Origin of the sequence: Sporosarcina siberiensis (assembly GCF_042681925.1) — a bacterium.
In the GTDB taxonomy this organism is placed as follows: Bacteria; Bacillota; Bacilli; order Bacillales_A; family Planococcaceae; genus Sporosarcina; species Sporosarcina siberiensis.
This window is the reverse complement of the sequence record NZ_JBHUGI010000014.1, coordinates 60,891-81,815: the sequence shown is the minus strand read 5'-3', so window position 1 is coordinate 81,815 and position 20,925 is coordinate 60,891. Positions and strand designations below refer to the sequence as shown.

Here is a 20,925-nt window from a genome sequence, read left to right as displayed (position 1 = left end):
TAAGAAACCGATCAATGTCAAAACGCGTCCAAAGACAGCTGCCATTTGCATTTTTATATTTTTTTGATTTCGTTCAATCCGAGTTTCTATGTCTTTTTGTTCCTCTACATATTGCTCAGGAGAAACTAATTCTTTAATATCACTATCAAATAAGTCAGCCAACTTTATTAGATTATCTGTTGATGGTTCTGATTGACTTGTTTCCCATTTTGATACTGCCTGCCGACTTACTCCTAACTGTTCAGCTACATATTCTTGCGATATCTTAAGAGATTTTCTTTTACTACTAATATTAGAACCTAACGACATAATGCAACACTCCTTTTCCAATATGATTACTGTAATCGTATTGGTTTTATAGGTTGCACACCACCAACCATACAGCAACTATTGGTTGCAACTGCTTGATTTAACACATTTATTCAATTAAATTGGCCCGTTTACGTGATATGGACGCAATCATTTGTACTACAATCGCGCCCGATAGTCACTTATCAAGAACCTCTCTTAATTGATTAGTTAGCGAGAGAAATTCCTCTTTTGAAACATCAATCTCTGGTTCAATCCAAGAAAATCCATCTTCTTTAAAACGAGGTATAATGTGCATATGGTAATGTTCAACATCCTTAAATACTCCATTGTTTTGCATTACAGTAATTCCATCAGTGTTTAATGACTTTTCTAGTATTTTAGATATTAGTTGTGCTGCATACATTACTTCAGCAAGACTGTTCTGATCAACTTCAGTAAATTCTTGATAATGCTTTTTTGGAACAACTAATATGTGCCCTTTGTTGATAGGGTATTTGTCCAAAAAGCAACAAACGTAATCATTCTCATAAATGATATACGCATCCTCGACTTTTGAAATTACTTTACAAAATATACAAGTATCCATAATACACCTCTTTCATCGCTTTCGTTTCCTCAATCTAGCCCGATTGTAATACGGTCCTTATTCATTTAACGCGCCCGATTCTTTATTAAACCAAAGCATCTTGAGAAACAAAAGTTAATATTATAAAGTTTTATTAAATATCATTAATATAATCAGCAAAATAGAAAATCCCTACCTTTTTTACAGCATAAGTATCCAAATAAGCTTGTGTTTCTTTTTCTATCGGGGGTTCTGTAAATACATATCCGCTACTATTTTGTTCATTTAATTTTATATTTTGGTACTGATAATCTGTAATCTCAGATGTAAGAGCCACCTTTGGATACCCTAGAAAAAACACGTGCGTTTTTATAGCCATTTTGGGTGTTGAATGCAATAAATAAGATAAAATGACAATCGTTATAATCGTGAAAACTAGTATATTTATCTTTTTCAATATTCATCCCTCCACTATCCATAAGATGTAAATATCTAAATGCTCTGTATAGATATCATGTTAAATGTACCGATTATACCGTAATTCTTATGCATTAATCGCGCCCTTTTGTAGAGTATTGATACACACAATGATAAAACCTTTTTATATTGCTGGAACTAATATAGTCATATTCGAACCATCTAATGTACTTTGAAATGCATAAACAGGTTGAAAGTATCCCTTGGAATCTAAATAGTAGCTTACTCGTACTTTATGAACTTGTAAGGTATCAATTCTATTGTTTTCGGAAAGGATCTGAAAATTCCCTTCCAAGATTTCTGCAAATGCTTCTTGTTCACTCTTTATTTGAATATCCTTTATCTTGTCGTAGGTAATTAACTGATTCTCAATCTGCTTCACTGTATGATCATTATAATATGTTGCCGTTAAAGAACCGTCTATTAGCTGATTTCCACTAACTTTTTTATCTATTATCCACTCATACGAACCAGTATCGACTCTTTGAAAATAGAAGTCCTTTTGTATATCTACACCAAATTTCAATAAAGATTCCTTTAAGGATTCTTCATCTGTGTCTTTAGGCACTATTTCCTCATCGTGGCTTGAAAAATCTGTAAAACTATAACCTCCATCTAAGAATTGGAACCATAAATCATATGATTTCTCTCCACTACTCCGATATATACCTTGATCTGGATAAGATATATCTTCTATATCTGCTGCATCCACATCCATCCTTTTATAAAATGTTTCAGCAAATGCATCTGCCTCAGCTTTTGTATAACTTGGCGCCTTATAAATTGGAATAGTTGCTTTCTTAACATTGAACTCAACATCAGAAGTAAGAATAACTTCCTTCATATTTACTTTATTGGTTGCCACAATGGAGAGGTTACCAAATTCCTTCAAATGATAATATGTAAACACACTTGTAGATAAGATAACCACTAGTAGCAATGGCGAGAAATAGAATAATGATTGTTTTATTCCTTTCTCTTTTATGTTGATAAAACCCATAGTGATGCCATATCCAATGATTGCCCCTAATAAATTATTGAATAAATCGTCAACTACAAAATTACCGTATCCCGTTATTAATTGAACGCTTTCAATGGAAAGTGTACATAAGGCCGCTACTCCAATTGTCCATATCGCTTTTCGAAAACGTGGTTGTAATAATGGGAAAAGAATACCGAAAGGAACGAACATAAATATATTTAAATATATGAATTGCCAATGTCTAACACTAAAACTATTCCAAGATTCACGGTATGATGAAAATAAGGAAAAGTCCATTCCAGCATTATAGGTAGATCCCCTGTTTAAAAAAGTCACACCAATAACCATTATCACATAGCCGCTAAACATCACTAGCAAAAGTAGCCTCTTCTTTGAAAACCTTTTCTTCCCTTTTAAAATGGTTTTATAAAAAATGAAATATATTAGGATCAATATAATCCCTAAAGTAATTACAGCTAATAATGCTAAAGAAAAATATTCTCTAACTATACCTACGATTTCTTCTATTTTCATTTTTTTCTCCTTCATACGAATTCAAAAACAATATAATCCTTACCGCTTCTTTGCACGGTACAGAATATTTCTCTGTTTCTAACCCATAACTGTGAATGATTTTTTAAATTGGCCCGTTTACGCGATCTGGACGCAATCACTTTTTAAGCAATCGCACCCGTTAGTTCAACAAACTAAATGAAGCGATAGTTACGTGAAAGTTGCGTGATAACCAAAATAATCGTTAATCCAACAATGAGATACCATAATATATTAAAGGGAAGTATAAACATTAATACACCAAAGAAAATGGCTGTTAAAGAACTAACTGTAATGGCTTGTACACTCGTAGTTTTATCTTGAGTTAAATAATATAAAGTGAATGGTAGTGCTAAAGTAAATATGGGTATATAAATCATTACAACAGATGAATTAAGTAGGGATATTGAAAGCACTGCTATTATAAAACCTATTGACGTAGTAAGGGTTCTTCCTACAAATACTTTACCTGAAATATAGCCATATAGCAGAATAGCCATAATCGTTAAACTGGCACAAATTCCAGTTAATGAAACAAATGGACTGCCAATGATGAAAGCTATTATTGATAAACAAACTAAAGAAATGAATGGTAATAGCAATATTGAAGGATTCTGTACTTTTTCCATATTCATTACATTTGTAAAACCTAAAAGCAATAATAAAGTAAATGGAATCGTCAAATATCCTAATTCGATGTAATTACCTTGAGTAAAATTAATATGACTAACCTCAAGTTTACCACCAATTATTATAATAAGTGACGCACAAATTTGAGCAAGCAACCCCCAAATACTTGATAATTTAAAAGCCTGAGAAAGCTTAGTTGTAATTACAACTAAAACGATACTAATAAGTAAATATAAATATAACAAAATATTCCCTCCCCAAATAATGCTTAGAAATACTTAACATTGAATACTCTCTCTCCTCATTATGCATTATGTGTAAAAAATAACACAAATACGATGGTAATGCTTATTGAACTAAATGGCCCGTTAATGGCATAAAATCCGTGCAACAATCACACCCGATAACGGGGTAATTTTATTCAACTTTTAAGACGACTTTTCCGTTAATTCTTCAAAGAGAAATACGTCTATTTCGTAGTACTTTAAATCATCTGTGGATAAGTTTTTTTCTAGGTACTTCTCAACTTTTGGGATATCGTCTTCGTCATAAACGTCTACCCATAATGTTGGGATGGCTTTACCCTCTGTATTTTCTCCACCTATCATAGTACTTTGAACGTCGTATTCATCCCATAAGGATTCCATAACTGTCTCTGTGCTGTACGGTTCTTTTTGCACATACCAAAATAATGCAGATGCCACAACAACACACGCTGAAATTAATATTCCCAATTTTCCTTTTACACTCACTTTTTTCCACCTCCGTTTTAAATTTACTGGAAGGAAGCCTTATTCTACTAAGTGGCCCAATTGCGGTATTGAGACATGTGCTTATAAAACAAACGCGCCCAATTCTCTAATTAAATTATATATTTCTTCTGAATAAATATATAGATCCGCTGCCCTACCCGTCATATTTTACATTAGGAACCCGTAAATGCAAAATAGTATATTCTAATAATTCAAAGTATGGTAAACTGTTAGAAAACCTGTGGAGGTAAAATAATTGAATATCAGAAAATACTATTCTCTATTATTAGTCGTTTTCATTCTTTGTGTGATGGTTGGATGTGCTAACGAACCATTGAATGAACTATCAAAAGAATACGGAGAAGCACAAACAAGCTCTAAAACAAATAAACCAGTGAGCGATGGAAAGGTTTATAACGTAGAGCGTGAAATGACAAACGAAGAAGTGCATCAAATTCAATCCTTTTTTATGAACGATTCGGTCAAGCTTTTAAATGCTCAATTATCATATGAACCAAATTTTCAAGAGTCATTAAAATCTATGACAGAAAGAACGGACAGTGTTGGCGAAGTAAAAAAGATAAGAGATAATAAATTGCCAATAATTCATTTAACTATTCAAAAAGAAAATACCGAGTATTATCTTCAAATTTTCGAAGATGAAATAAAAAATCTAAAGAGGAATCACAAAGAAATTGATAAGATGGGAAGCTGGAACTTAATCGTAAATAATGAAGCAACATCTGGGGAGAAAACTTATAACATTGCCGTCTCTACTATTAACTTAAAAGATCGGGTATTCACAGTACTTATTCAAAATTATGATGTAAATACTGACACCTCAGTAACGTCCTACAAGAGGTCAGAGATTGAGAACTTCATAAATACTCTTCAAATAGAAAACTCTATTGACATTTTACTTACGGATAGGCTGTCGTAAAGGTCGCGAAACTGAATACAAAATCACAACGGAAGAATCCATTTGATATAGTTTAAAATGGATTCTTTTTTATTTACCGTACCAGAAATCGGTTTTTCCAAGTTTTTATGTACCTCAGGTTAACATAACCTCTGTTTCTGGGCAGTTGTTTTAACTCCATTACTCAATTAGTAAAAGTTACCGAAAAATGCAGCCCAAACTTCAACTAAATAATCCAGTTACCGAAACGAGTGCAAATTCTTCTTCAAGAATCGCGCCCGTTTGAGGAAAATTATTTATCCTATTTCACTTTCCAACCTACAACCCGTCCCTCACTATCTAACTCTAAATCAATAGTGTCACCCGACTTTGGATTCCAGATGCCCTGTTTAAAAGATTTATCTAGACGGTTTTCATCAACATACCAGCTACTGCCAAACTTCTCAACGTGCTTCGCAACAACTGTTGTCTCCTCGTGTACCTCTGATTTAATTGCATTAAAGGCGATAAACAAAGCTATAACTAGTGCACCTGCTAGTAACACTTTTTTCACATTGTTCCTCCCTATCCAATAATAATCTGGCCCGATCGAGGCACAATCCTTATCCCGCAAACGCGCCCGATAATGGCATAGTCGCATTATTCCTGTGGGCCATAACTTAACAAAACAGTTTCAGATTCAACACCTTCAATTATAAGGTATATTTTTGAAGAAGAAGGAGTTTTATTTTCTGTTTCAAAATCTTCCTTTACATAATAATTCCCTTCTTCATCCAACTGAATATCGTACACTTTCCAACCGAAAAAATCATTACTGACTTCAACAGTTTTCACTTGAATGTCTTCAAGCCTATCCCCTTTGTAATGAATTTTCAAACTTTGTTTTTCCACACCGTTATCGTACGAAGTAGTTAACTCACCAATCCATTTCTCTCCTTCACCTTTAAACATAGTACTACTCGTCTCAGTATTGCAGGCTACTAGTATTAACAAGATACAGGAAAAGAAATAAAACATCATTGTTTTCTTCATACCAAAAACTCCCTTTAAAAATTTCATCTGAATTATTTTATTTAAGCCTTAATGAGATAGAATCTGATTCTTGAGTGACAACAATATCTTCTTGTTCAGCCTTACCATCTGTATATTTTACAATTACTTTGATCGTTATATCATCGACTACTACATCATTACCATCATGAGGAATTGCAAGTGTATAAGGATAACTATCCTGTTCGTTATACATAACTGTATAGGTTCTTCCGATTTCTTTTATACCTTGGGATATGTCTGAGCCAGAGTGACTATAAACGGTATATATTTTTTCTGATAATAACCAATCTCTGTCTGAACGTTCTTTAGCTGTTAGCGTTACATCTTCTATAAACTTACCTTTATTAATCGTATAAGTGATTGAGTCAATATTTTCTCCAGTTATATTTAGTATCACATTTGAGAAAATAAAATTATCTCCACCACCACTTACACTAGTTAAAACTCCTACTCTATCTTCAGTTGATAACCCAAAAACAGCTTTTTCTGATGAAAGATTTGTACTAAGCTGATTACCATCATCACTCGATGCATAAGCTGTAATCGCAAAGTTTGCACCTTGCAACTTTCCATCATTATTATAAATTGAGGTACCAATCATAATTGCTAATAGTATTCCAAAGACACTCGCTACTGAAATCCACTTTTTATAATTTAATCGAGTAGCATTTCTAAATCTTCTTTTTTTCTGCTCTGCTTTAGCCCTATTCACACCCAGTTTAGATCGTTCATGTAATACTTTTGGAATTTCTATTTTTTGTAACTCTTTATTAATTTTATTGCTCACAAATATCATCCTCCTCAAATTGTTTGCGAAGTTTATTTATTGCACGATAAAGAATTGATTTTGCTGTTCCAAGTGGTATTTCCAGGACCTCGGATATTTCTTTAAATGTATAATCTTGATAAAACCTTAGTAAAATAATGCTTTTTTCATCCTCTTCTAATGCTTCGATCAAGGTTCGTAATGATATAGAAAGAGATATATCTTCATTCTCTATTCCTATAAATTCCTCATATTCTGGTTTTAGATGAATAACTTTTTTGTTTTTTCTTACGATGTTCGTTGCACAGTTCATTGTGATTTTTATTAACCATGTTTTGAAATACTCTGGTGATTTCAGCGTATTTATCTTTTTAAATGATTGATAGGCTACTTCCTGGACGATATCTAAAGCATCGTCTTTGTTTTTCACATAGACATAAGCCATTCGATAAATATCTTCTTCATATTGCTGGAAAAGCTTTAAAAAGGCTTTGTCATTTCCTTTTCGAGCTTTTTTTACTAAACTAATGATTAGAATTCACCCTTTCTTTTTTTGTCTTATATCTATTAGACAAACCAAAGCATGATTTGGCTTAACATTTCGAAAAAAACATTTCCCCAAAAAAATAACCGTCCAAATTAAGGACGATTACCAAATCAATTTCCAGTCTTTTATTATACTTTTGGTCCGATTGAAGCGTAATCCTTATTCAACAACTGCACCCGATTACAGAGAACACATTTCTACCTTTTTTACTTCGGATAATTCATATTCTTTTCTAAAGTCGTTCTTATTGGTTCAATAAACAGTGCTAAAACTCAGCCCCAATACATCGCAGTTATGAAAACAAGTGTTGCAGATGTATAAATTGCAACAATAAGCATAATAACGAAAATGGAGTTGGCTAATATCTTCTTATTACCTTTAACACCAATTAAAAAATAATAATAATAATAAAGTGATATTAAATAAAATATCACACTCAACATACAAGATGCCGTCACAATAATTAATTGCATTTTAGAATTTAAAACTTCAATTAAATATGTTTCTATCAAATAGTAATTCATATTGAGTAAAATTCCTAAAAAGAAAAATACGAAAATAAAAGTAATGTTTTTCTTTTTCAAATGAAGTCCTCCTAAATCCAATTAAATGGCCCGTTAATGGCTTAAAATTTATGCAACAAACGCGCCCGATTGTTTAAGTATCCTCGTAAGAATCTCTATTTCCATTGGAGAAAATATCTATTTTATATTCTGTTAAATCATCTTTTGATAAGTTGTTCTCTAAATACTTCTCCACTTTCGGTATATCGTTTTCATCATAAACATCTATCAAAATTGAATATCCTGATTCATCTGTTCCACCTGCTCCACCTGCTCTACTAATTAGCGTACTTTGAACTCCATACTCATCCAATACGGAGTCAACAACAGCCTGTGTGCTATATGGATCTTTAACAGCCTCTGTAGTACCTGCATTATTTTGTGCATTCCCAAATAATACAGAGACAGCAACAACAACACCCAATAAAGTTAGTATGCCTATATTTCTTTTCATACTCATTTTTTCTTCACCTCCGTTCTTTTTTTTACTGGCACGAAGCCTTATTCTACTAATTTAAATGGCCCGTTAATGGCATAAAATTTGTGCCACAATCGCAGCTTTTACTTGAAGAAGAATAATCTATATTTGCTATAAGTCTTGTCCAACGATAACTTTCCAACCTCTTTTTTTCTTCTCAACAGGGAAAGTGAAATTAGTTAAATTCCCCTCATCAATCATTTCAACAGTTGCTGCAAACTCCGTTTCATTTACCTTTTTAAGCTCTACTATTTTTGTACCAGTAATATTTGAGTTAATACCTTCGTCAATAATACTTGAATACTCCTCTTTTTGCTCAGCTTTATCGGGAAATCTAATATCATCTGCATATTTCACCATTGATGATACGTCGTTTGTTTCTACAGCTTCTAAGTAATTATTTACAAGGGTTGCAACTTTTTCATCAGTTGTTTTAGTCGAACAACCAACTAAAAATAGTAACAACAAAATCCCCAAAACTATAAACTTTCTCATTCTATTCCCCCATCTCATTTAGCCATTTAACTTTACCATTCATGTTTAAGTTAATGGCCCGATTGCGATACAGACGCAATAGCATATAAAGCAAACGCGCCCGATTACAGAATACTTTCAAGATTCATTCCCACTTTTTTCAGCTTTGAAATTTTTAAAATTAAGATAAATAGTATACCCAACAGCTATGAGTAGAAGTATAATTCCATAACCAATCTCTAAATCCAACCAATACGTAGATAAAATTATCGTTATAGAAACAATTATAATTAACAGTAAGCTGGACAGATGGTGTTTGTTCATTGATTCTCCTCCTAATCTCAAATTGATTCTAATAATTGGGCCCTATTCTTGCACAATTTTTATTCAGCTAAAGCGCCCATTTCTGGAATTAGATGCTTAGAGTTTACGTTAAAGCCTTATCATTCTCCGACCATCTTTTTTTCTCATCGAAAATGGTTTTCAGTGTTAATAAAACAATTAAAATAATAAAGCCAATTTTAAATTCTATCGTCCAGTTCCATCCCAGCGTTGCAAAAATGATTGCGACTGTTAAAGATATATAATAGTGAATCTTATAAGATGTTTTTGATTTTAGATCCATAACGAAAAAAATTATAAATATACCCATAAATAGATATTTAAGAAGCCCTAATACAGCGCCCAAATCCATATGACCACCTCCTTACTATTTCTCAATTTGGCCCGATTGCGCAACAGGAAACGTATCAATCATTGACTTTCAAAAATGGCAACAAAACATTCTCCACCCATTTAATGAATTTATTGTGCGCTTCATCGAAATTATTCGCCCTAAATACCAAGATACCAAAATCTTTATCTACTGGGATGTTTAAGCTTCCCGCCAATTCATATGTCTTTTTATCTTCAAGCTCATTGAAATATACATCCCAGGCTTCTTCATCATCATTCCAGAATCCAGTAGCCATTGTATAAAAGTCCGTTTTATCACAATAATAGTCCAAATGCCAATGACCATAGTTTTTTTCAATCACAGTATATAGCTCCTTATTTCCGTTTGTATAAACTTATTCCGTTAAATGGCCCGTTTGCGGAAGATGCTTTTTACATAATCCACTCCGTTGCTTGGAGTGCAGGCGCCGACTCCCGGAGGATCAGCGTGAGCCTTGAGACCCCGCAGTGTCGCGCTCTTTGCGACCGAGGAGGCTCAAGCCACGCCCTCGGGAAAGCGTGCGCCGGAACGAAAAGCAACAGTTTATCTCAGTCCGATTTTGGCCCGTTTTCGGAAGATGCTTTTTTACATAATACACTCCGTTGCTTGGAGTGTAGGCGTCGACTCCGAGAGATTCAGCGAAAGTCGTTACGTAGAACGGCTTTTGCGAGATAAAGCGTTAGCTTTTCGAGCATATCATTGCACTAGCCTTGGGACCCTGGACGGAGCGCAGCGAAGGAAGATCAAAGCTGCCTTAATTTCTGCAAAACCACAGAAATACGGCAAAGCGAACACTTCGCTGTTCACTTGGCTCAAGCCGTGCCCAAAGAAGAATGGTTTTTATTCTTCTCCACCGGAAAGCGTACGCCGGAAGGCATAGCAACAGTTTATCTCAGTCCGATTTTGCCCCGTTTGTTGAACCTTGAGCCTATATTTACTTTATCATTAGTATAGCATAATCATTCCAATATTCTGTTTAAACATCAAAATGGCACCGTTAATTACGGTACCATTTGATATTCTAATTCGGTATTAATTCGCTTGTTGTTTCAGCTATTTTCCATATTATAGATTTTTTTTACAAAGGACGCATTGTATTTGAATCATCATGACTATTTTGTTCATAACTAGACTCTTGATAAATCGACTTTTCTACAATAGGCGGTTTCCTCGTTAAGCACAGGATTCCAGCAATATATAGAAGAATTGATGTAGGCATAAGAATACCCGCAAGTAAGCCCGCAATAATAAATGATATTCCAGCTAATTTAGGTCTTTTATTTTTCCAAATAACAACAATACCGATAATCGTTAATATGAAACTAATGATAAGTCCTAAAATGACCGCCCAAATAAAGACCCCGAAAAGATCAATAATACTAAGTATTAATGCAGTTTCGTCCGAGCCAATTGTCGGATCACTCATCAAGTCCTTCTCTATTTCATTATGAAAATCCGGATCTGCTTGAGCCATTTTATACAGTGATAATCCAGCAAAGCTGATGATTATAGCTATTCCTGTAAATACAGCACTAATAATTGCTAATATTTTTTCTGCAGCTCTACTCATTACTTACACCTCTTTCTTTTAAACTATAACAACATATACGATTCAAAATAACTTAAGTTTCATTTATTGTTGAAGTTTACTATATTAAATGTTTACAGTTAAAAAGGCAACCCAATTATGGATTGCCTTTTCATTATACTTTTAAGTCATCGTATTCACTGTAGCGCTCGAAAGCAGTAACAACATACGAACAAATCGGTTCCATCTTTAATTCATTTTCCCGAGCATGAGTTGCTGCACGATCCAACAATTTCTTTGCAACACCTTGACCGCGCAAGTCTGGAGAAACGAATGTGTGATCCATTGCCATTACATTTCCTAGTATCGTCCAAGTAATTTCAGCAATCGTTTTTCCATCTCGCTCATTGCGAAATGCAAATGCGTCTCCGCCTAAATCAACTAATTTAAATTCCATTTCCCCTACCCCTTTTCAGAATAATTATTAAATAAAATGATTAGAAATTCCATTACACCATAAACTTCAAAACCCTGATTAATGGAATTAAACGTTAATTGGACGTAAAGAAGCCTCGATTTCCTCGCGTCTGCCCTCTAGAAATGGCGGAAGTGCAAGTGTTTCACCAAGAGAGTCTAGTGGCTCATCCGAAGTGAATCCTGGTTCATCCGTCGCCAATTCATATAGTATACCATTTGGTTCTCTAAAATAAATAGATTTAAAATAAAATCGATCTACTTTACCACTCGTTTGGAATCCCTTCGAACGCAGTCTTTTTTCCCATTCATCATATTCCTCCATTGTTTTCACACGAAAGGCAACGTGATGAACGCTTCCTCTTCCAGGTCGTTCTCTTGGCAAATCTGACCGCGTTTCTAAATGTATTTCACCACCAGGTCCGCCTTCCCCTGTTGAAAATACCCGTATATCCGCCATACCGTCCACTAACGATGCATACGACCCAACCTCTTTAAAATTAAGCACGTCTGTTAAAACTTCAGCTGTTGAATCCGCCTGGCCAACCGTAAGCATTACTGGTCCAAGACCGACAATTGAATATTCCTCAGAGACTTCTTCAGTCTTCCAAGGAACACCATATGGAATTCCCTTACCATCGTCGACCACAAGCATCAGCTGAGAACCTTCATCATCTTGAAATTTGAGCGTTTGACGATTAAATCGTTCAACAATAGGTTCATGCTCCACGCCTAGTGTTTCAAAGCGTTGTTTCCAAAATAACAAAGCCTCTTCTGATTGTATTCGAAAAGCAGTATTGCTTATGCTTGAAATCCCAGGTCTTGTGCGCCTCGCGTTTGGTATATCAAAATAAGTCATATCCGTACCAGGAGTTCCAATGGCATCTGCATAAAAGAGATGATAAGAAGATGGTGAATCCTGATTTACCGTTTTTTTAACAAATCTCATTCCAAGAACACGTGTGAAAAAGTCATGGTTTTTGTCCGCGTTACTCGTAATTGCTGAAACATGGTGTATTCCGCCCAATTTCATAAAAATTCCCCTTTCCAAAACAATCTGGAATTCAAGATACTTTGATTTTACCACCACGCCTTTCCATCTGCAATCAATCCGATTTGAGCAATAACAACAACCAACTACAATAAAAAAGTAAAAAAGAACCCTACAATCATGTAGGATTCTCTCAATTTCACTTAAACCAAGACTTCACAGAATCTAAAAGACTAGCAAAAAATTCTTCAACCTTCTGCCAGAAACCAGGATCAATTTCACCGATTTTATCACGAATCTTATCGCTCATCTCAGAAAGCTGTGTAGACAACTTACTAAAATCAATATCCAAACTACGAATACGATCCATTAAATCAATCAACAACTGACGATCTGCTTCACTCAGCTTTATATCTAGTTTCTCTAACTGTTCACTAACAATCTTTTCAACATCTTCTTTAGTCGCAGGATTTTTCTCCGCTATTTGTTTCTTAATTTCCGTTAAAAGCTCTGAAACCTTGTCACTATCCACACTATCCGAAAACTTCGTTGCAAGATTCATCTCATCATTTGCAACGTCCGTACGATCTGTATCCAACGTTTCACCAGACTGCTCATATGCTTTATAAATCCCTACAAGCGCGGAGTGTCCCGTCACTTTTTTTGGTGATGCAATATCGATAATCGCATCTTCAACACCTGCAGTTAGTGCAGCATTCGCATATATATCAGCCGTAACTTGAGTAATGTTTTCAGGTGTTACGATTTGAATCACAAGTCCTTTACCTGCATCTTGTCTCGTAATTTTGGCAGACGAATACATTCTCGCTTTTTCATCGGAGTCTTTAATATACTTCGCAAGATCCGTTCCACTGACAGAGATTTCTTCAATTTCTGCCTCTTTATCAACTTCAAGACTTGTTTTCACACTTTCCTTTTCAGCATCAGATAAGTTTGCACCGTACACAACAATCGGCACACCAAGTCTTTCATCAACAACCTTATCCGCCTTCGTTACAATAGGAGATAATAGGCCGATAGAGAACACTGCAAGTACAACCATTACTAACATTCGTTTCATGAACATACCTCCTTCTTCTATAAATAAGTACGTTTCAAAACAGAAAAGGTTTCTACTTTTCTTTAAATTTGCGTTGTCCAACCATCACTTTGAGTTACTTTTCCTTCCCTCATTAAAGTTCCAAGGGCACGCTTAAATGATGCTTTACTCATATCAAAAATCTCTTTAATTTCTTCAGGAGATGATTTATCCCAAAACGGCATACGCCCACCTATTTCATTTAAATAAGCGAAGATCTTTTCAGCATCGTCGTCAAGACGCTCTTCTTTTCGCGGAAGCATCGAGCCATTTACAGTTCCGTCATCACGATTCCCAATAATACGAACATCCACTAATTGGCCTAAACGTGGTTCTCTTTCTTGTTCTGAATTGTGAATGAAGATGCGGTAATTTTCAGGAATACTCAACATAAAAGATCCTACAGGTAGTAAACGGTACGCTCTAGCTTTTAGATTTCTATTTAATAATGCAGGAGTTGCTTCAGTGATTTGTTCAATGACACGTTCTTCAGTAGCAAGTCTTCCGAAAATTTGGCCACCTAAATCAGTTCGTAGCGTCATATAAAGCTCATCACCCATTTTTGGCCAAAGTGCACGTACTTTTGGCATGTCATTACCGTTCACAAGAACTTCAAATGAAGAGCCTATATCAACATAGACCCCTTCTTGATCATCGACACGAAGTACTTTTGCCCAGCCGTATGTGCCGTTTGTCATATTTGGCATCTTCATAGTTGCAGTAAGTTCCCCGCGTCTGTTTGCATATAGAAATACATGAACGGTATCTCCAACTTGTATATCTTCTTCCGCATCTGAAACGTTCATCATTAAATCTTCATCTTCGCCTTTTAAAATCCATCGTGATCCTTCTTGATCTAATACTTCTAATTTTGCCGTATTCCCTGATTTTAGTTCTTCCATACTCATCAACCTCTTCCTGATAGTTACTCAAGTTCCCTTAGTTTTTCAACGAATGCCTTATCTTTTTCTAGTGTTTCAACAAGATCTGTTATTCGGTCAATTGCGTTCCAGCTTAAGTGATGCTCAATTCCTTCTACATCAACGTAAATATTTTCTTCGTCTACTCCAATAATGCGAAGAAACTGTTCAAGAAGTTCATGACGTCTTAAAAGCTTCTTCCCAAACTTCATTCCTTTTTCTGTTAACTCAAGACCTTTGTATCGTTCATAATTCACATATCCTTCTCGGTCGAGCCGCTGTACCATCTTCGTAACCGAAGAAGGCAATACATCAAGAGATTCTGCAACGTCCGAAACACGCGCAACTCCCTTATCTTCCAAATGTAAATAAATATGTTCAATGTAATCTTCCATACCAGGTGTAGCCATATGTACCTCCTTCAGTATATATTTCGTCTGAAAAACGCCGTCACTACAACATCCACTTCACTTCTTGTTTAAGCTTTTTATTAACGGGGTACATAATAAGTATACTAATTTAAAGAAGAGGTGACTAAAATGGGTAATTTATTATGGTTTGTTATTGTTGCTTTATTTATTTTTTGGATTTTAGGTTTTGCCATGAAAATTGGTGGCGGATTAATCCACTTATTGCTTCTTATTGCAGGTATTGTATTCATTGTACAACTGATTACGGGAAGAAGATCTGTTTAACGATAAGATAAGACAGGACATACTTTACATTATCTTTGCATAAATACATGTGTTTCGTAAAACCTTACCATCTACAGACATAGAGTCGTGTTTTAGTGTACCTTCGAGCGTAAAGCCCGAACGTTCCGCTACAGCACGACTCTTATTATTTTCGTCGTCGCATCTAATTTCCACTCTACGAGCACCCAAATCCTCAAATGCAAACTGCGTAATACGCTCTACAGCTTCAGTTGCATAGCCAAAACCTTCAAAATCAGTAGCGAGCCAATAACCAATTTCAAATTTAGGTATTGTCCAGTCTATCTTGTGCAGCCCCGCTGAACCAACAAACTCTCCTGTCTCTTTGCTAAACAAATGCAAACGTAAATCTTTTCTTAGTATAAAATCGGCAATCGCTTCGCGTAAATTCTCTTCGTTTTTATAGAAGGTAGGTTCTGATTGCGCCCATGGCATCCATTCACGAAGTGCAGGTAACGAACGCTCTGTTGCTTGCAAAATATCTAACGTATCACTTAGCTCAGGTGCTCGAATCAGTAGCCTTGTCGATTCAAATGAATTTGGAAAATCCGGGATAAGATTCTTATCTTTCCCCGCATCCTCCCAAATCACAGGTGTTGTCGTACCACCTAAAAAGTCTTCACGAGTTATGCCGTAAGTTACTGCGTCATAATACGAATTTTCTTTCGGCGAAAACCATGCATTTCGAAGATGCGCCTCTTTTACAAACCCAGCACGCCCAAATGTTTTTCGCATTGCGAGGTTGTCTTGTCTTGTATGTCCTTCAAGGCGAATTTTCTCTCCCGGTAAACCAAAGACATATTCCGCGACGAGCTGAAGTGCTTTGGGTCCATAGCCAAATCCACGCGATACATCCGCAATTTTTAAATCAAACAAAGGAATATCGTCTTGTAAATCATAAATCTTTACAATTCCCACTTTTTCATCCTTTTCATTTTCCACCCAGAACGTTTTTACTTCGTCTGAAGCATAACCGCCTTCTTCAATTGCTTTCTCAACAATCTCACGCCCGGGATGGTGATTCCCGTCAAAAGGCCATGTATTTGTAATCATAAAATGAATGAGCTGTTCTTGTTCTTCCATAGTCCATTCTCGCAATTTCATTTGGCACCATCTCCTTAATATACATTCTACTTGTTGACTCGAAGTAAACGTAAGGAATTCAACACGACAAGTAGGGTCGCACCCATATCCGCAAAGATGGCAATCCATAATGTGAGCCAACCAGGAATGATGAGAAGTAATGCTATAATTTTTAATCCTAATGCAAACATAATATTTTCTTTGATAATACGCAATGTTTTACGGCTTAACTTAATCGTATAAGGTAGTTTTTCAAGGTCATCTGCCATTAACGCAATATCTGCCGTTTCGAGTGCAGCATCTGTTCCGGCACCACCCATAGCAATTCCAACTTGCGCCGCTGCAAGTGCAGGTGCATCATTAATGCCGTCACCAACCATCGCAACGCGTCCGTACTTGTCGCTGAGTTGTTTAATAACAGTGAGCTTATCTTCTGGCATGAGCCCTCCGCGAACGTCTGTTATTCCAACGTCCTTCGCAATGGCCTCAGCTGTATCAGGATGATCTCCCGTTAGCATGACTGTATGCTTTATGCCAATTTCTTTCAGTTTCCGAAGTACATCCTTGCTCTCTGTTCGAACGGGATCTGCTACCGCAATCAATCCACTGAAAGAAGTATTTGTAATAATTGCCATAACTGATTTCCCGAGCTGTTGTAATTCAGTCGCTTTCAGCAACATTGCCTCAGGTAACGTTGTCATTTCCTGTGCCCAAAGAATGCTGCCTACAAATACTTTTTGTCCCTCAATCTCAGCATAAGCACCTTTACCCGTTACAGATTGGAAATTTAAAGCTTCCAGTTTTTGCGCCCCATTTTTATAGGCATATGTCGAAACGGCTTTTGCCAATGGATGTTGAGATAACGATTCTACAGCTGCAATCGATGAAAGTAATTGATGATTGTTACTTACGTTTTCGGAAGGGATAAAATCAGTTACTTCAGGATACCCTTTTGTTAGTGTTCCTGTTTTATCAAACGCAATTACATTTATATGTCCAGCTTCTTCAAGGTGTATACCACCTTTAATCAGAACGCCTTGACGGGCTGCGTTTCCAATTGCCGTTACAATTGCAACAGGTGTTGATACAACGAGCGCACATGGACAACCAACGACTAGAACTGCCAAACCTTGATAAATCCAAGTATTCCAGTCCGCACCTAATAATGGCGGGATAATTGCTACAAGTATCGCCAAAACTACAATCGCTGGCGTATAATATTTCGCGAATTTATCTACAAACTTCTGAGAAGGTGCTTTTTCAGCTTGTGCCTCTTCAACTAAATGAATAATTTTAGCAATCGTAGTATCTCCAACGAGCTTTGTTACAGATACCTCAAGTGCACCTTCTTCGTTTAAAGTACCCGCGAACACATCATCACCTGTTGTTTTTACGACGGGTATAGATTCTCCGGTAATGGCAGACTGATTGATCGTCGTGAGTCCAGATAAAACAATTCCGTCCATTGCTATTTTCTGACCAGGCTTAACAATGAGCACGTCGCCTATTTTAATATCTTCTGTTTGCAACTCCAAAATCTCTGAATTTCTTCTTACAATTGCAGAGGGTGGTGCAATATCCATTAATAAACGAATCGATTGACGTGCTTTATTCATGGAATACGCTTCGAGCGCTTCACTTACAGCAAATAGAAAAACAATTACTGCACCCTCACGCCACTCTCCAATAATAACTGCGCCGATAATCGCAATTGTCATAAGTGTTTTCATATCAAATTCAAAACGGGCAAGGTTTTTTAACCCTACTCTAAACATAGATGCTCCGCCGATTACAATCGAAACTAAAAACAAAGCGATTGCTGGAGGATACGTTTCACCTTGTTGAATAGACAATACAAAACCCGCAAGTAAAAAGATAAGCGATAATGCAGTTACGATATTTTCTTTTCGTTTATAGAAAGGAACAATAGGTTCCATTCGGCGATCTATTGCTGGGTATACTTTAATACCATCGAAAGCTCCTGCAGCTTCTAGGTCTTCTATTGTAACATTTCCAGAGAGCGATAACTTAGATGCACCAAGGTTTACTTGTACATTTTCAGCAGTTTGAATCGCTTTTACATTCTTTTCAAATTTCATCGCGCAACTCGCGCAAGTTAAATTTTCTAGCCGATACTCCGTCTTCTCATTTGCCGCCATCTGTATCACCTTCCAATGCATGGTCATAAGCAACCTTAATAAGTTGATGGACATGGTTGTCTGCTAAGAAATAATAAATCATCTTCCCTTTTCTATGTGATTTTGCAAGGGAGTGTTCTCTTAAATAACGTAAGTGGTGCGAAGCAGTTGCTACAGAAGAGCCGATAACCGCAGCGACATCACATACACACATCTCTTCCTCTAATGTAAGTGCATAAGCTATATTTAACCGTGTTTGGTCTCCAAGCGCTTTAAATATCCGTACCATGCCGCTAAGGTCCGGCATACTATTTTGAACCCGCTCCACTACTTCTTCGTGGACAATAGTTACTTCGCATACTTCTTTTATCATCACTATTCCACCTTCATTCAAATGAGTGTTTGATTATAGATTTAGTATATGCATTTTAAGTTCGAGTTGCAAGGATATTCAAATAACTATTATAATGAATTTAACAAAAAGGTTTATATAGAATAGAATTGCATATACTATTATTTAAAAGGAGAGATGATAATGTACAAGAATGTGCTGGTTGCCATTGATGGTTCTGATAATTCTAAGCGTGCAGCTGAGCATGCATCGCATATTGCGTTCATGAATTCAGAATCCAAAGTAGATCTTCTCTATGTTTTAGATAATAGTCGAAATCGAAGCGACATTCTCCCTATTATAGAGCGTGATGATTTACATACTGATAGAGAAAAAGGAATCATACCAATTGAAGAAATTTTCATCCACAAAAACATTGATCATAAGCTGATCATTAAGCATGGTGATCCCGGTCCAACAATCATCTCCTTTGCCAATGCAGGTAATTATGACTTAGTTGTCATCGGAAGTCGTGGTTTAAATTCTTTTCAGGAAATGATACTCGGAAGTGTAAGTCATAAAGTCGCGAAACGAGTTCATACTCCAGTTTTAATTGTAAAATAAAAAAAGACCGCTATTTATAGTGTGTACCCAAAAAGATAGAGTCAAAATCTACCTTTACGGATTCACATTAATCACGGTCTTTTTTTACATTTCATCCTTATTTGCTAACTCACGTTTTTCATCATTCTCTTTATGTAAAATATCATATAAATCGTCCGTTCCCGAGATATCTGCAAGCTTCACTTTCGACCGATACGCAGCGCGCACGAGAAGATGACCTGCAACAGGCGCAGTTAAGAAAACAAAGACGATTCCCAACAGCAGACGAACGCTAATAAAATGTTCAAATAACCAAAAATAAATAAAAGCTCCTGATAACGTTAAAAGTACTGCAAGAGTCGAACTCTTTGTTGCAGCATGAGATCTGGTATACACATCGGGTAATCGAATTAAACCAAACGCGCTAATAACACTCATAATTCCACCTAGTAATATAAGGAAGGCGCCTACAAATTCACCAATCGCGCTTACGTTCAACGATAACACCCCTTGTGATAAATTTTGAATAAGCAATTGTACCAATAAAAGATAAGATTCCCAAAATGAGAATAACTTCTAAGAAAGCTTTTGTTTTTAGAATTATGGATATTACCGCAATGGACGCAATCAAATTCACACCAATTACATCGAGTGCAAGTACGCGGTCAGGCATTGAAGGTCCCATAATAATTCGGATCAAAGCAATACCTATTGCTACGGCGAACAAGCTAAGAGAAATTTTCAACATAATTTCAATCATTTACGCGTCACCTCCATAATTGCTTTTTCAAAGTTTTTCAGTTGGCTTAAAATTGCATCACGCTCATTTTCAACATCCATTGCATGAACAAAGAGAATGCTTCCCCCCTCCATAACTTCTACGATTTCCATAACGACGGAACCTGGCGTTAATGTTAATAAGAGCGAGATCATCGTCACCTCAAGATCACTCTGCAGTACCGTTTCATATCGAAAAATACCAGGTCTAATCTTCAGTTTCGGACTTAATATCTGTTTCAACACCAAGAGGCTGGATTGTGTTAACTCTGAAATGAATATAAAGAGCAACTTAATAACCGAAAGTACTCTTCGTAGATAAAATGCGGAGCCGAAAAATCGATGCATTAGAAAAATAATACCGATTCCAACTAGATACCCAGTAAAGAATGTCGTGAATTTCAGCTCGTCCTCATCCATTAACAACATCCAGAGAAAAGCAATGAAGATATTTAATAGTATTTGGGCTGGCATGTATACTCA

Annotated in this window: 31 protein-coding genes; 3 read left to right on the top strand and 28 right to left on the bottom strand. The window is 36.0% G+C overall.

Annotated elements, in window-relative coordinates:
* The 6 genes from ACFSFY_RS06330 to ACFSFY_RS06305 all read right to left on the bottom strand — a co-directional run.
* On the bottom strand, window positions 1-309 hold a 309-nt coding region (locus tag ACFSFY_RS06330), incomplete at its 3' end, for a helix-turn-helix domain-containing protein (protein ID WP_381536341.1).
* 178 nt (window positions 310-487) lie between these two features.
* Window positions 488-898 (bottom strand): HIT family protein, encoded by a 411-nt coding sequence (locus ACFSFY_RS06325; RefSeq protein ID WP_381536339.1) that lies wholly within the window; start codon window positions 896-898, stop codon window positions 488-490.
* A gap of 133 nt (window positions 899-1,031) precedes the next feature.
* Window positions 1,032-1,334 (bottom strand): hypothetical protein, encoded by a 303-nt coding sequence (locus ACFSFY_RS06320; RefSeq protein ID WP_381536337.1) that lies wholly within the window; start codon window positions 1,332-1,334, stop codon window positions 1,032-1,034.
* Window positions 1,335-1,478: 144 nt separating this feature from the next.
* Window positions 1,479-2,870: a VanZ family protein gene (locus tag ACFSFY_RS06315; RefSeq protein WP_381536336.1), complete on the bottom strand. Its 1,392-nt coding sequence runs from the start codon at window positions 2,868-2,870 to the stop codon at window positions 1,479-1,481.
* 173 nt (window positions 2,871-3,043) lie between these two features.
* Window positions 3,044-3,763: an MraY family glycosyltransferase gene (locus ACFSFY_RS06310; RefSeq protein ID WP_381536335.1), complete on the bottom strand. Its 720-nt coding sequence runs from the start codon at window positions 3,761-3,763 to the stop codon at window positions 3,044-3,046.
* A 183-nt stretch (window positions 3,764-3,946) separates the two neighbouring features.
* Window positions 3,947-4,270, bottom strand: a complete 324-nt coding sequence (locus tag ACFSFY_RS06305) for a YolC/YozM family protein (RefSeq protein ID WP_381536334.1) — start codon at window positions 4,268-4,270, stop codon at window positions 3,947-3,949.
* A 256-nt stretch (window positions 4,271-4,526) separates the two neighbouring features.
* Here ACFSFY_RS06305 and ACFSFY_RS06300 point away from each other — a divergent pair, with 256 nt between their 5' ends.
* Window positions 4,527-5,210 carry a hypothetical protein gene (locus ACFSFY_RS06300; protein ID WP_381536333.1) on the top strand — a complete coding sequence of 228 codons (684 nt, stop codon included), beginning with the start codon at window positions 4,527-4,529 and terminating at the stop codon, window positions 5,208-5,210.
* Window positions 5,211-5,490: 280 nt separating this feature from the next.
* Here ACFSFY_RS06300 and ACFSFY_RS06295 read toward each other — a convergent pair whose 3' ends face one another.
* The 16 genes from ACFSFY_RS06295 to mntR form a co-directional block, all read right to left on the bottom strand.
* Window positions 5,491-5,742: a hypothetical protein gene (locus tag ACFSFY_RS06295; RefSeq protein WP_381536332.1), complete on the bottom strand. Its 252-nt coding sequence runs from the start codon at window positions 5,740-5,742 to the stop codon at window positions 5,491-5,493.
* A gap of 86 nt (window positions 5,743-5,828) precedes the next feature.
* A complete protein-coding gene (locus tag ACFSFY_RS06290; RefSeq protein WP_381536331.1) occupies window positions 5,829-6,221 on the bottom strand; it encodes a hypothetical protein in 393 nt (130 codons plus the stop codon).
* A 37-nt stretch (window positions 6,222-6,258) separates the two neighbouring features.
* The gene (locus tag ACFSFY_RS06285) at window positions 6,259-7,029 is read right to left on the bottom strand and encodes a hypothetical protein (RefSeq protein ID WP_381536330.1); all 771 of its coding nucleotides are present in this window, start codon (window positions 7,027-7,029) and stop codon (window positions 6,259-6,261) included.
* Complete coding sequence (locus tag ACFSFY_RS06280; RefSeq protein ID WP_381536424.1) at window positions 7,019-7,546, bottom strand: sigma-70 family RNA polymerase sigma factor; 528 nt, start codon at window positions 7,544-7,546, stop codon at window positions 7,019-7,021. The genes ACFSFY_RS06285 and ACFSFY_RS06280 overlap by 11 nt, the downstream gene beginning before the upstream one ends.
* Window positions 7,547-7,827: 281 nt before the next feature.
* Window positions 7,828-8,139 carry a hypothetical protein gene (locus ACFSFY_RS06275; RefSeq protein WP_381536329.1) on the bottom strand — a complete coding sequence of 104 codons (312 nt, stop codon included), beginning with the start codon at window positions 8,137-8,139 and terminating at the stop codon, window positions 7,828-7,830.
* Window positions 8,140-8,212: 73 nt separating this feature from the next.
* On the bottom strand, window positions 8,213-8,578 hold the full coding sequence (locus tag ACFSFY_RS06270) for a YolC/YozM family protein (RefSeq protein ID WP_381536328.1): 366 nt from the start codon (window positions 8,576-8,578) through the stop codon (window positions 8,213-8,215).
* A gap of 129 nt (window positions 8,579-8,707) precedes the next feature.
* The gene (locus tag ACFSFY_RS06265) at window positions 8,708-9,091 is read right to left on the bottom strand and encodes a hypothetical protein (RefSeq protein ID WP_381536327.1); all 384 of its coding nucleotides are present in this window, start codon (window positions 9,089-9,091) and stop codon (window positions 8,708-8,710) included.
* Window positions 9,092-9,208: 117 nt separating this feature from the next.
* Window positions 9,209-9,394 (bottom strand): hypothetical protein, encoded by a 186-nt coding sequence (locus ACFSFY_RS06260; protein WP_381536326.1) that lies wholly within the window; start codon window positions 9,392-9,394, stop codon window positions 9,209-9,211.
* 103 nt (window positions 9,395-9,497) lie between these two features.
* A complete protein-coding gene (locus ACFSFY_RS06255) occupies window positions 9,498-9,764 on the bottom strand; it encodes a hypothetical protein (RefSeq protein ID WP_381536325.1) in 267 nt (88 codons plus the stop codon).
* A 55-nt stretch (window positions 9,765-9,819) separates the two neighbouring features.
* Complete coding sequence (locus tag ACFSFY_RS06250) at window positions 9,820-10,107, bottom strand: DUF3986 family protein (protein WP_381536324.1); 288 nt, start codon at window positions 10,105-10,107, stop codon at window positions 9,820-9,822.
* 756 nt (window positions 10,108-10,863) lie between these two features.
* Entirely contained in the window at window positions 10,864-11,355 is a 492-nt protein-coding gene (locus ACFSFY_RS06245; protein WP_381536323.1) for a DUF4064 domain-containing protein, read from the bottom strand.
* 133 nt (window positions 11,356-11,488) lie between these two features.
* Window positions 11,489-11,770 carry a GNAT family N-acetyltransferase gene (locus ACFSFY_RS06240; RefSeq protein ID WP_381536322.1) on the bottom strand — a complete coding sequence of 94 codons (282 nt, stop codon included), beginning with the start codon at window positions 11,768-11,770 and terminating at the stop codon, window positions 11,489-11,491.
* Window positions 11,771-11,857: 87 nt separating this feature from the next.
* Complete coding sequence (locus tag ACFSFY_RS06235; protein WP_381536321.1) at window positions 11,858-12,820, bottom strand: ring-cleaving dioxygenase; 963 nt, start codon at window positions 12,818-12,820, stop codon at window positions 11,858-11,860.
* A gap of 157 nt (window positions 12,821-12,977) precedes the next feature.
* Window positions 12,978-13,859: a DUF1002 domain-containing protein gene (locus ACFSFY_RS06230; RefSeq protein WP_381536320.1), complete on the bottom strand. Its 882-nt coding sequence runs from the start codon at window positions 13,857-13,859 to the stop codon at window positions 12,978-12,980.
* Between the two features lie 62 nt (window positions 13,860-13,921).
* Window positions 13,922-14,779 carry a CvfB family protein gene (locus ACFSFY_RS06225; RefSeq protein WP_381536319.1) on the bottom strand — a complete coding sequence of 286 codons (858 nt, stop codon included), beginning with the start codon at window positions 14,777-14,779 and terminating at the stop codon, window positions 13,922-13,924.
* Window positions 14,780-14,802: 23 nt separating this feature from the next.
* Window positions 14,803-15,207 (bottom strand): transcriptional regulator MntR, encoded by a 405-nt coding sequence (gene mntR / locus ACFSFY_RS06220; RefSeq protein WP_381536318.1) that lies wholly within the window; start codon window positions 15,205-15,207, stop codon window positions 14,803-14,805.
* A 129-nt stretch (window positions 15,208-15,336) separates the two neighbouring features.
* On the opposite strand from mntR, the gene ACFSFY_RS06215 reads away from it, so the two are divergent.
* Window positions 15,337-15,492: a lmo0937 family membrane protein gene (locus tag ACFSFY_RS06215; RefSeq protein ID WP_381536317.1), complete on the top strand. Its 156-nt coding sequence runs from the start codon at window positions 15,337-15,339 to the stop codon at window positions 15,490-15,492.
* A gap of 24 nt (window positions 15,493-15,516) precedes the next feature.
* On the opposite strand, the gene ACFSFY_RS06210 is transcribed toward ACFSFY_RS06215, so the two are convergent.
* Genes ACFSFY_RS06210 through ACFSFY_RS06200 form a run of 3 tightly spaced genes read right to left on the bottom strand, consistent with a single transcriptional unit; the run spans window position 15,517 to window position 19,104 of the window.
* Window positions 15,517-16,614, bottom strand: coding sequence for a GNAT family N-acetyltransferase (locus tag ACFSFY_RS06210; RefSeq protein ID WP_381536316.1), 1,098 nt, complete (start codon window positions 16,612-16,614; stop codon window positions 15,517-15,519).
* Between the two features lie 26 nt (window positions 16,615-16,640).
* Window positions 16,641-18,752, bottom strand: coding sequence for a heavy metal translocating P-type ATPase (locus tag ACFSFY_RS06205; RefSeq protein ID WP_381536315.1), 2,112 nt, complete (start codon window positions 18,750-18,752; stop codon window positions 16,641-16,643).
* Window positions 18,739-19,104, bottom strand: a complete 366-nt coding sequence (locus ACFSFY_RS06200; protein ID WP_381536314.1) for an ArsR/SmtB family transcription factor — start codon at window positions 19,102-19,104, stop codon at window positions 18,739-18,741. The genes ACFSFY_RS06205 and ACFSFY_RS06200 overlap by 14 nt, the downstream gene beginning before the upstream one ends.
* Before the next feature lie 162 nt (window positions 19,105-19,266).
* Here ACFSFY_RS06200 and ACFSFY_RS06195 point away from each other — a divergent pair, with 162 nt between their 5' ends.
* Entirely contained in the window at window positions 19,267-19,686 is a 420-nt protein-coding gene (locus tag ACFSFY_RS06195) for a universal stress protein (protein ID WP_381536313.1), read from the top strand.
* An 84-nt stretch (window positions 19,687-19,770) separates the two neighbouring features.
* On the opposite strand, the gene ACFSFY_RS06190 is transcribed toward ACFSFY_RS06195, so the two are convergent.
* From ACFSFY_RS06190 to ACFSFY_RS06180, 3 genes are read right to left on the bottom strand one after another with little or no spacing between them, the layout of a single operon-like run.
* Entirely contained in the window at window positions 19,771-20,163 is a 393-nt protein-coding gene (locus ACFSFY_RS06190) for a Na+/H+ antiporter subunit G (protein WP_381536312.1), read from the bottom strand.
* A complete protein-coding gene (locus tag ACFSFY_RS06185) occupies window positions 20,141-20,425 on the bottom strand; it encodes a Na(+)/H(+) antiporter subunit F1 (RefSeq protein ID WP_381536311.1) in 285 nt (94 codons plus the stop codon). Before ACFSFY_RS06185 ends, ACFSFY_RS06190 begins: the two co-directional genes overlap by 23 nt.
* Window positions 20,422-20,916 (bottom strand): Na+/H+ antiporter subunit E, encoded by a 495-nt coding sequence (locus ACFSFY_RS06180; RefSeq protein ID WP_381536310.1) that lies wholly within the window; start codon window positions 20,914-20,916, stop codon window positions 20,422-20,424. Before ACFSFY_RS06180 ends, ACFSFY_RS06185 begins: the two co-directional genes overlap by 4 nt.
* Window positions 20,917-20,925: the final 9 nt, after the last annotated feature.

What these genes read in the sequence shown, in the direction of transcription:
- ACFSFY_RS06325 (WP_381536339.1), bottom strand. Translation starts at nt 898, where the DNA reads ATGGATACTTGTATATTTTGTAAAGTAATTTCAAAAGTCGAGGATGCG.
- ACFSFY_RS06315 (WP_381536336.1), bottom strand. Translation starts at nt 2,870, where the DNA reads ATGAAAATAGAAGAAATCGTAGGTATAGTTAGAGAATATTTTTCTTTA.
- ACFSFY_RS06290 (WP_381536331.1), bottom strand. Translation starts at nt 6,221, where the DNA reads ATGAAGAAAACAATGATGTTTTATTTCTTTTCCTGTATCTTGTTAATA.
- ACFSFY_RS06270 (WP_381536328.1), bottom strand. Translation starts at nt 8,578, where the DNA reads ATGAGTATGAAAAGAAATATAGGCATACTAACTTTATTGGGTGTTGTT.
- ACFSFY_RS06265 (WP_381536327.1), bottom strand. Translation starts at nt 9,091, where the DNA reads ATGAGAAAGTTTATAGTTTTGGGGATTTTGTTGTTACTATTTTTAGTT.
- ACFSFY_RS06260 (WP_381536326.1), bottom strand. Translation starts at nt 9,394, where the DNA reads ATGAACAAACACCATCTGTCCAGCTTACTGTTAATTATAATTGTTTCT.
- ACFSFY_RS06255 (WP_381536325.1), bottom strand. Translation starts at nt 9,764, where the DNA reads ATGGATTTGGGCGCTGTATTAGGGCTTCTTAAATATCTATTTATGGGT.
- ACFSFY_RS06245 (WP_381536323.1), bottom strand. Translation starts at nt 11,355, where the DNA reads ATGAGTAGAGCTGCAGAAAAAATATTAGCAATTATTAGTGCTGTATTT.
- ACFSFY_RS06240 (WP_381536322.1), bottom strand. Translation starts at nt 11,770, where the DNA reads ATGGAATTTAAATTAGTTGATTTAGGCGGAGACGCATTTGCATTTCGC.
- ACFSFY_RS06235 (WP_381536321.1), bottom strand. Translation starts at nt 12,820, where the DNA reads ATGAAATTGGGCGGAATACACCATGTTTCAGCAATTACGAGTAACGCG.
- ACFSFY_RS06230 (WP_381536320.1), bottom strand. Translation starts at nt 13,859, where the DNA reads ATGAAACGAATGTTAGTAATGGTTGTACTTGCAGTGTTCTCTATCGGC.
- ACFSFY_RS06225 (WP_381536319.1), bottom strand. Translation starts at nt 14,779, where the DNA reads ATGGAAGAACTAAAATCAGGGAATACGGCAAAATTAGAAGTATTAGAT.
- mntR (WP_381536318.1), bottom strand. Translation starts at nt 15,207, where the DNA reads ATGGCTACACCTGGTATGGAAGATTACATTGAACATATTTATTTACAT.
- ACFSFY_RS06215 (WP_381536317.1), top strand. Translation starts at nt 15,337, where the DNA reads ATGGGTAATTTATTATGGTTTGTTATTGTTGCTTTATTTATTTTTTGG.
- ACFSFY_RS06210 (WP_381536316.1), bottom strand. Translation starts at nt 16,614, where the DNA reads ATGAAATTGCGAGAATGGACTATGGAAGAACAAGAACAGCTCATTCAT.
- ACFSFY_RS06205 (WP_381536315.1), bottom strand. Translation starts at nt 18,752, where the DNA reads ATGGCGGCAAATGAGAAGACGGAGTATCGGCTAGAAAATTTAACTTGC.
- ACFSFY_RS06200 (WP_381536314.1), bottom strand. Translation starts at nt 19,104, where the DNA reads ATGATAAAAGAAGTATGCGAAGTAACTATTGTCCACGAAGAAGTAGTG.
- ACFSFY_RS06195 (WP_381536313.1), top strand. Translation starts at nt 19,267, where the DNA reads ATGTACAAGAATGTGCTGGTTGCCATTGATGGTTCTGATAATTCTAAG.
- ACFSFY_RS06185 (WP_381536311.1), bottom strand. Translation starts at nt 20,425, where the DNA reads ATGATTGAAATTATGTTGAAAATTTCTCTTAGCTTGTTCGCCGTAGCA.
- ACFSFY_RS06180 (WP_381536310.1), bottom strand. Translation starts at nt 20,916, where the DNA reads ATGCCAGCCCAAATACTATTAAATATCTTCATTGCTTTTCTCTGGATG.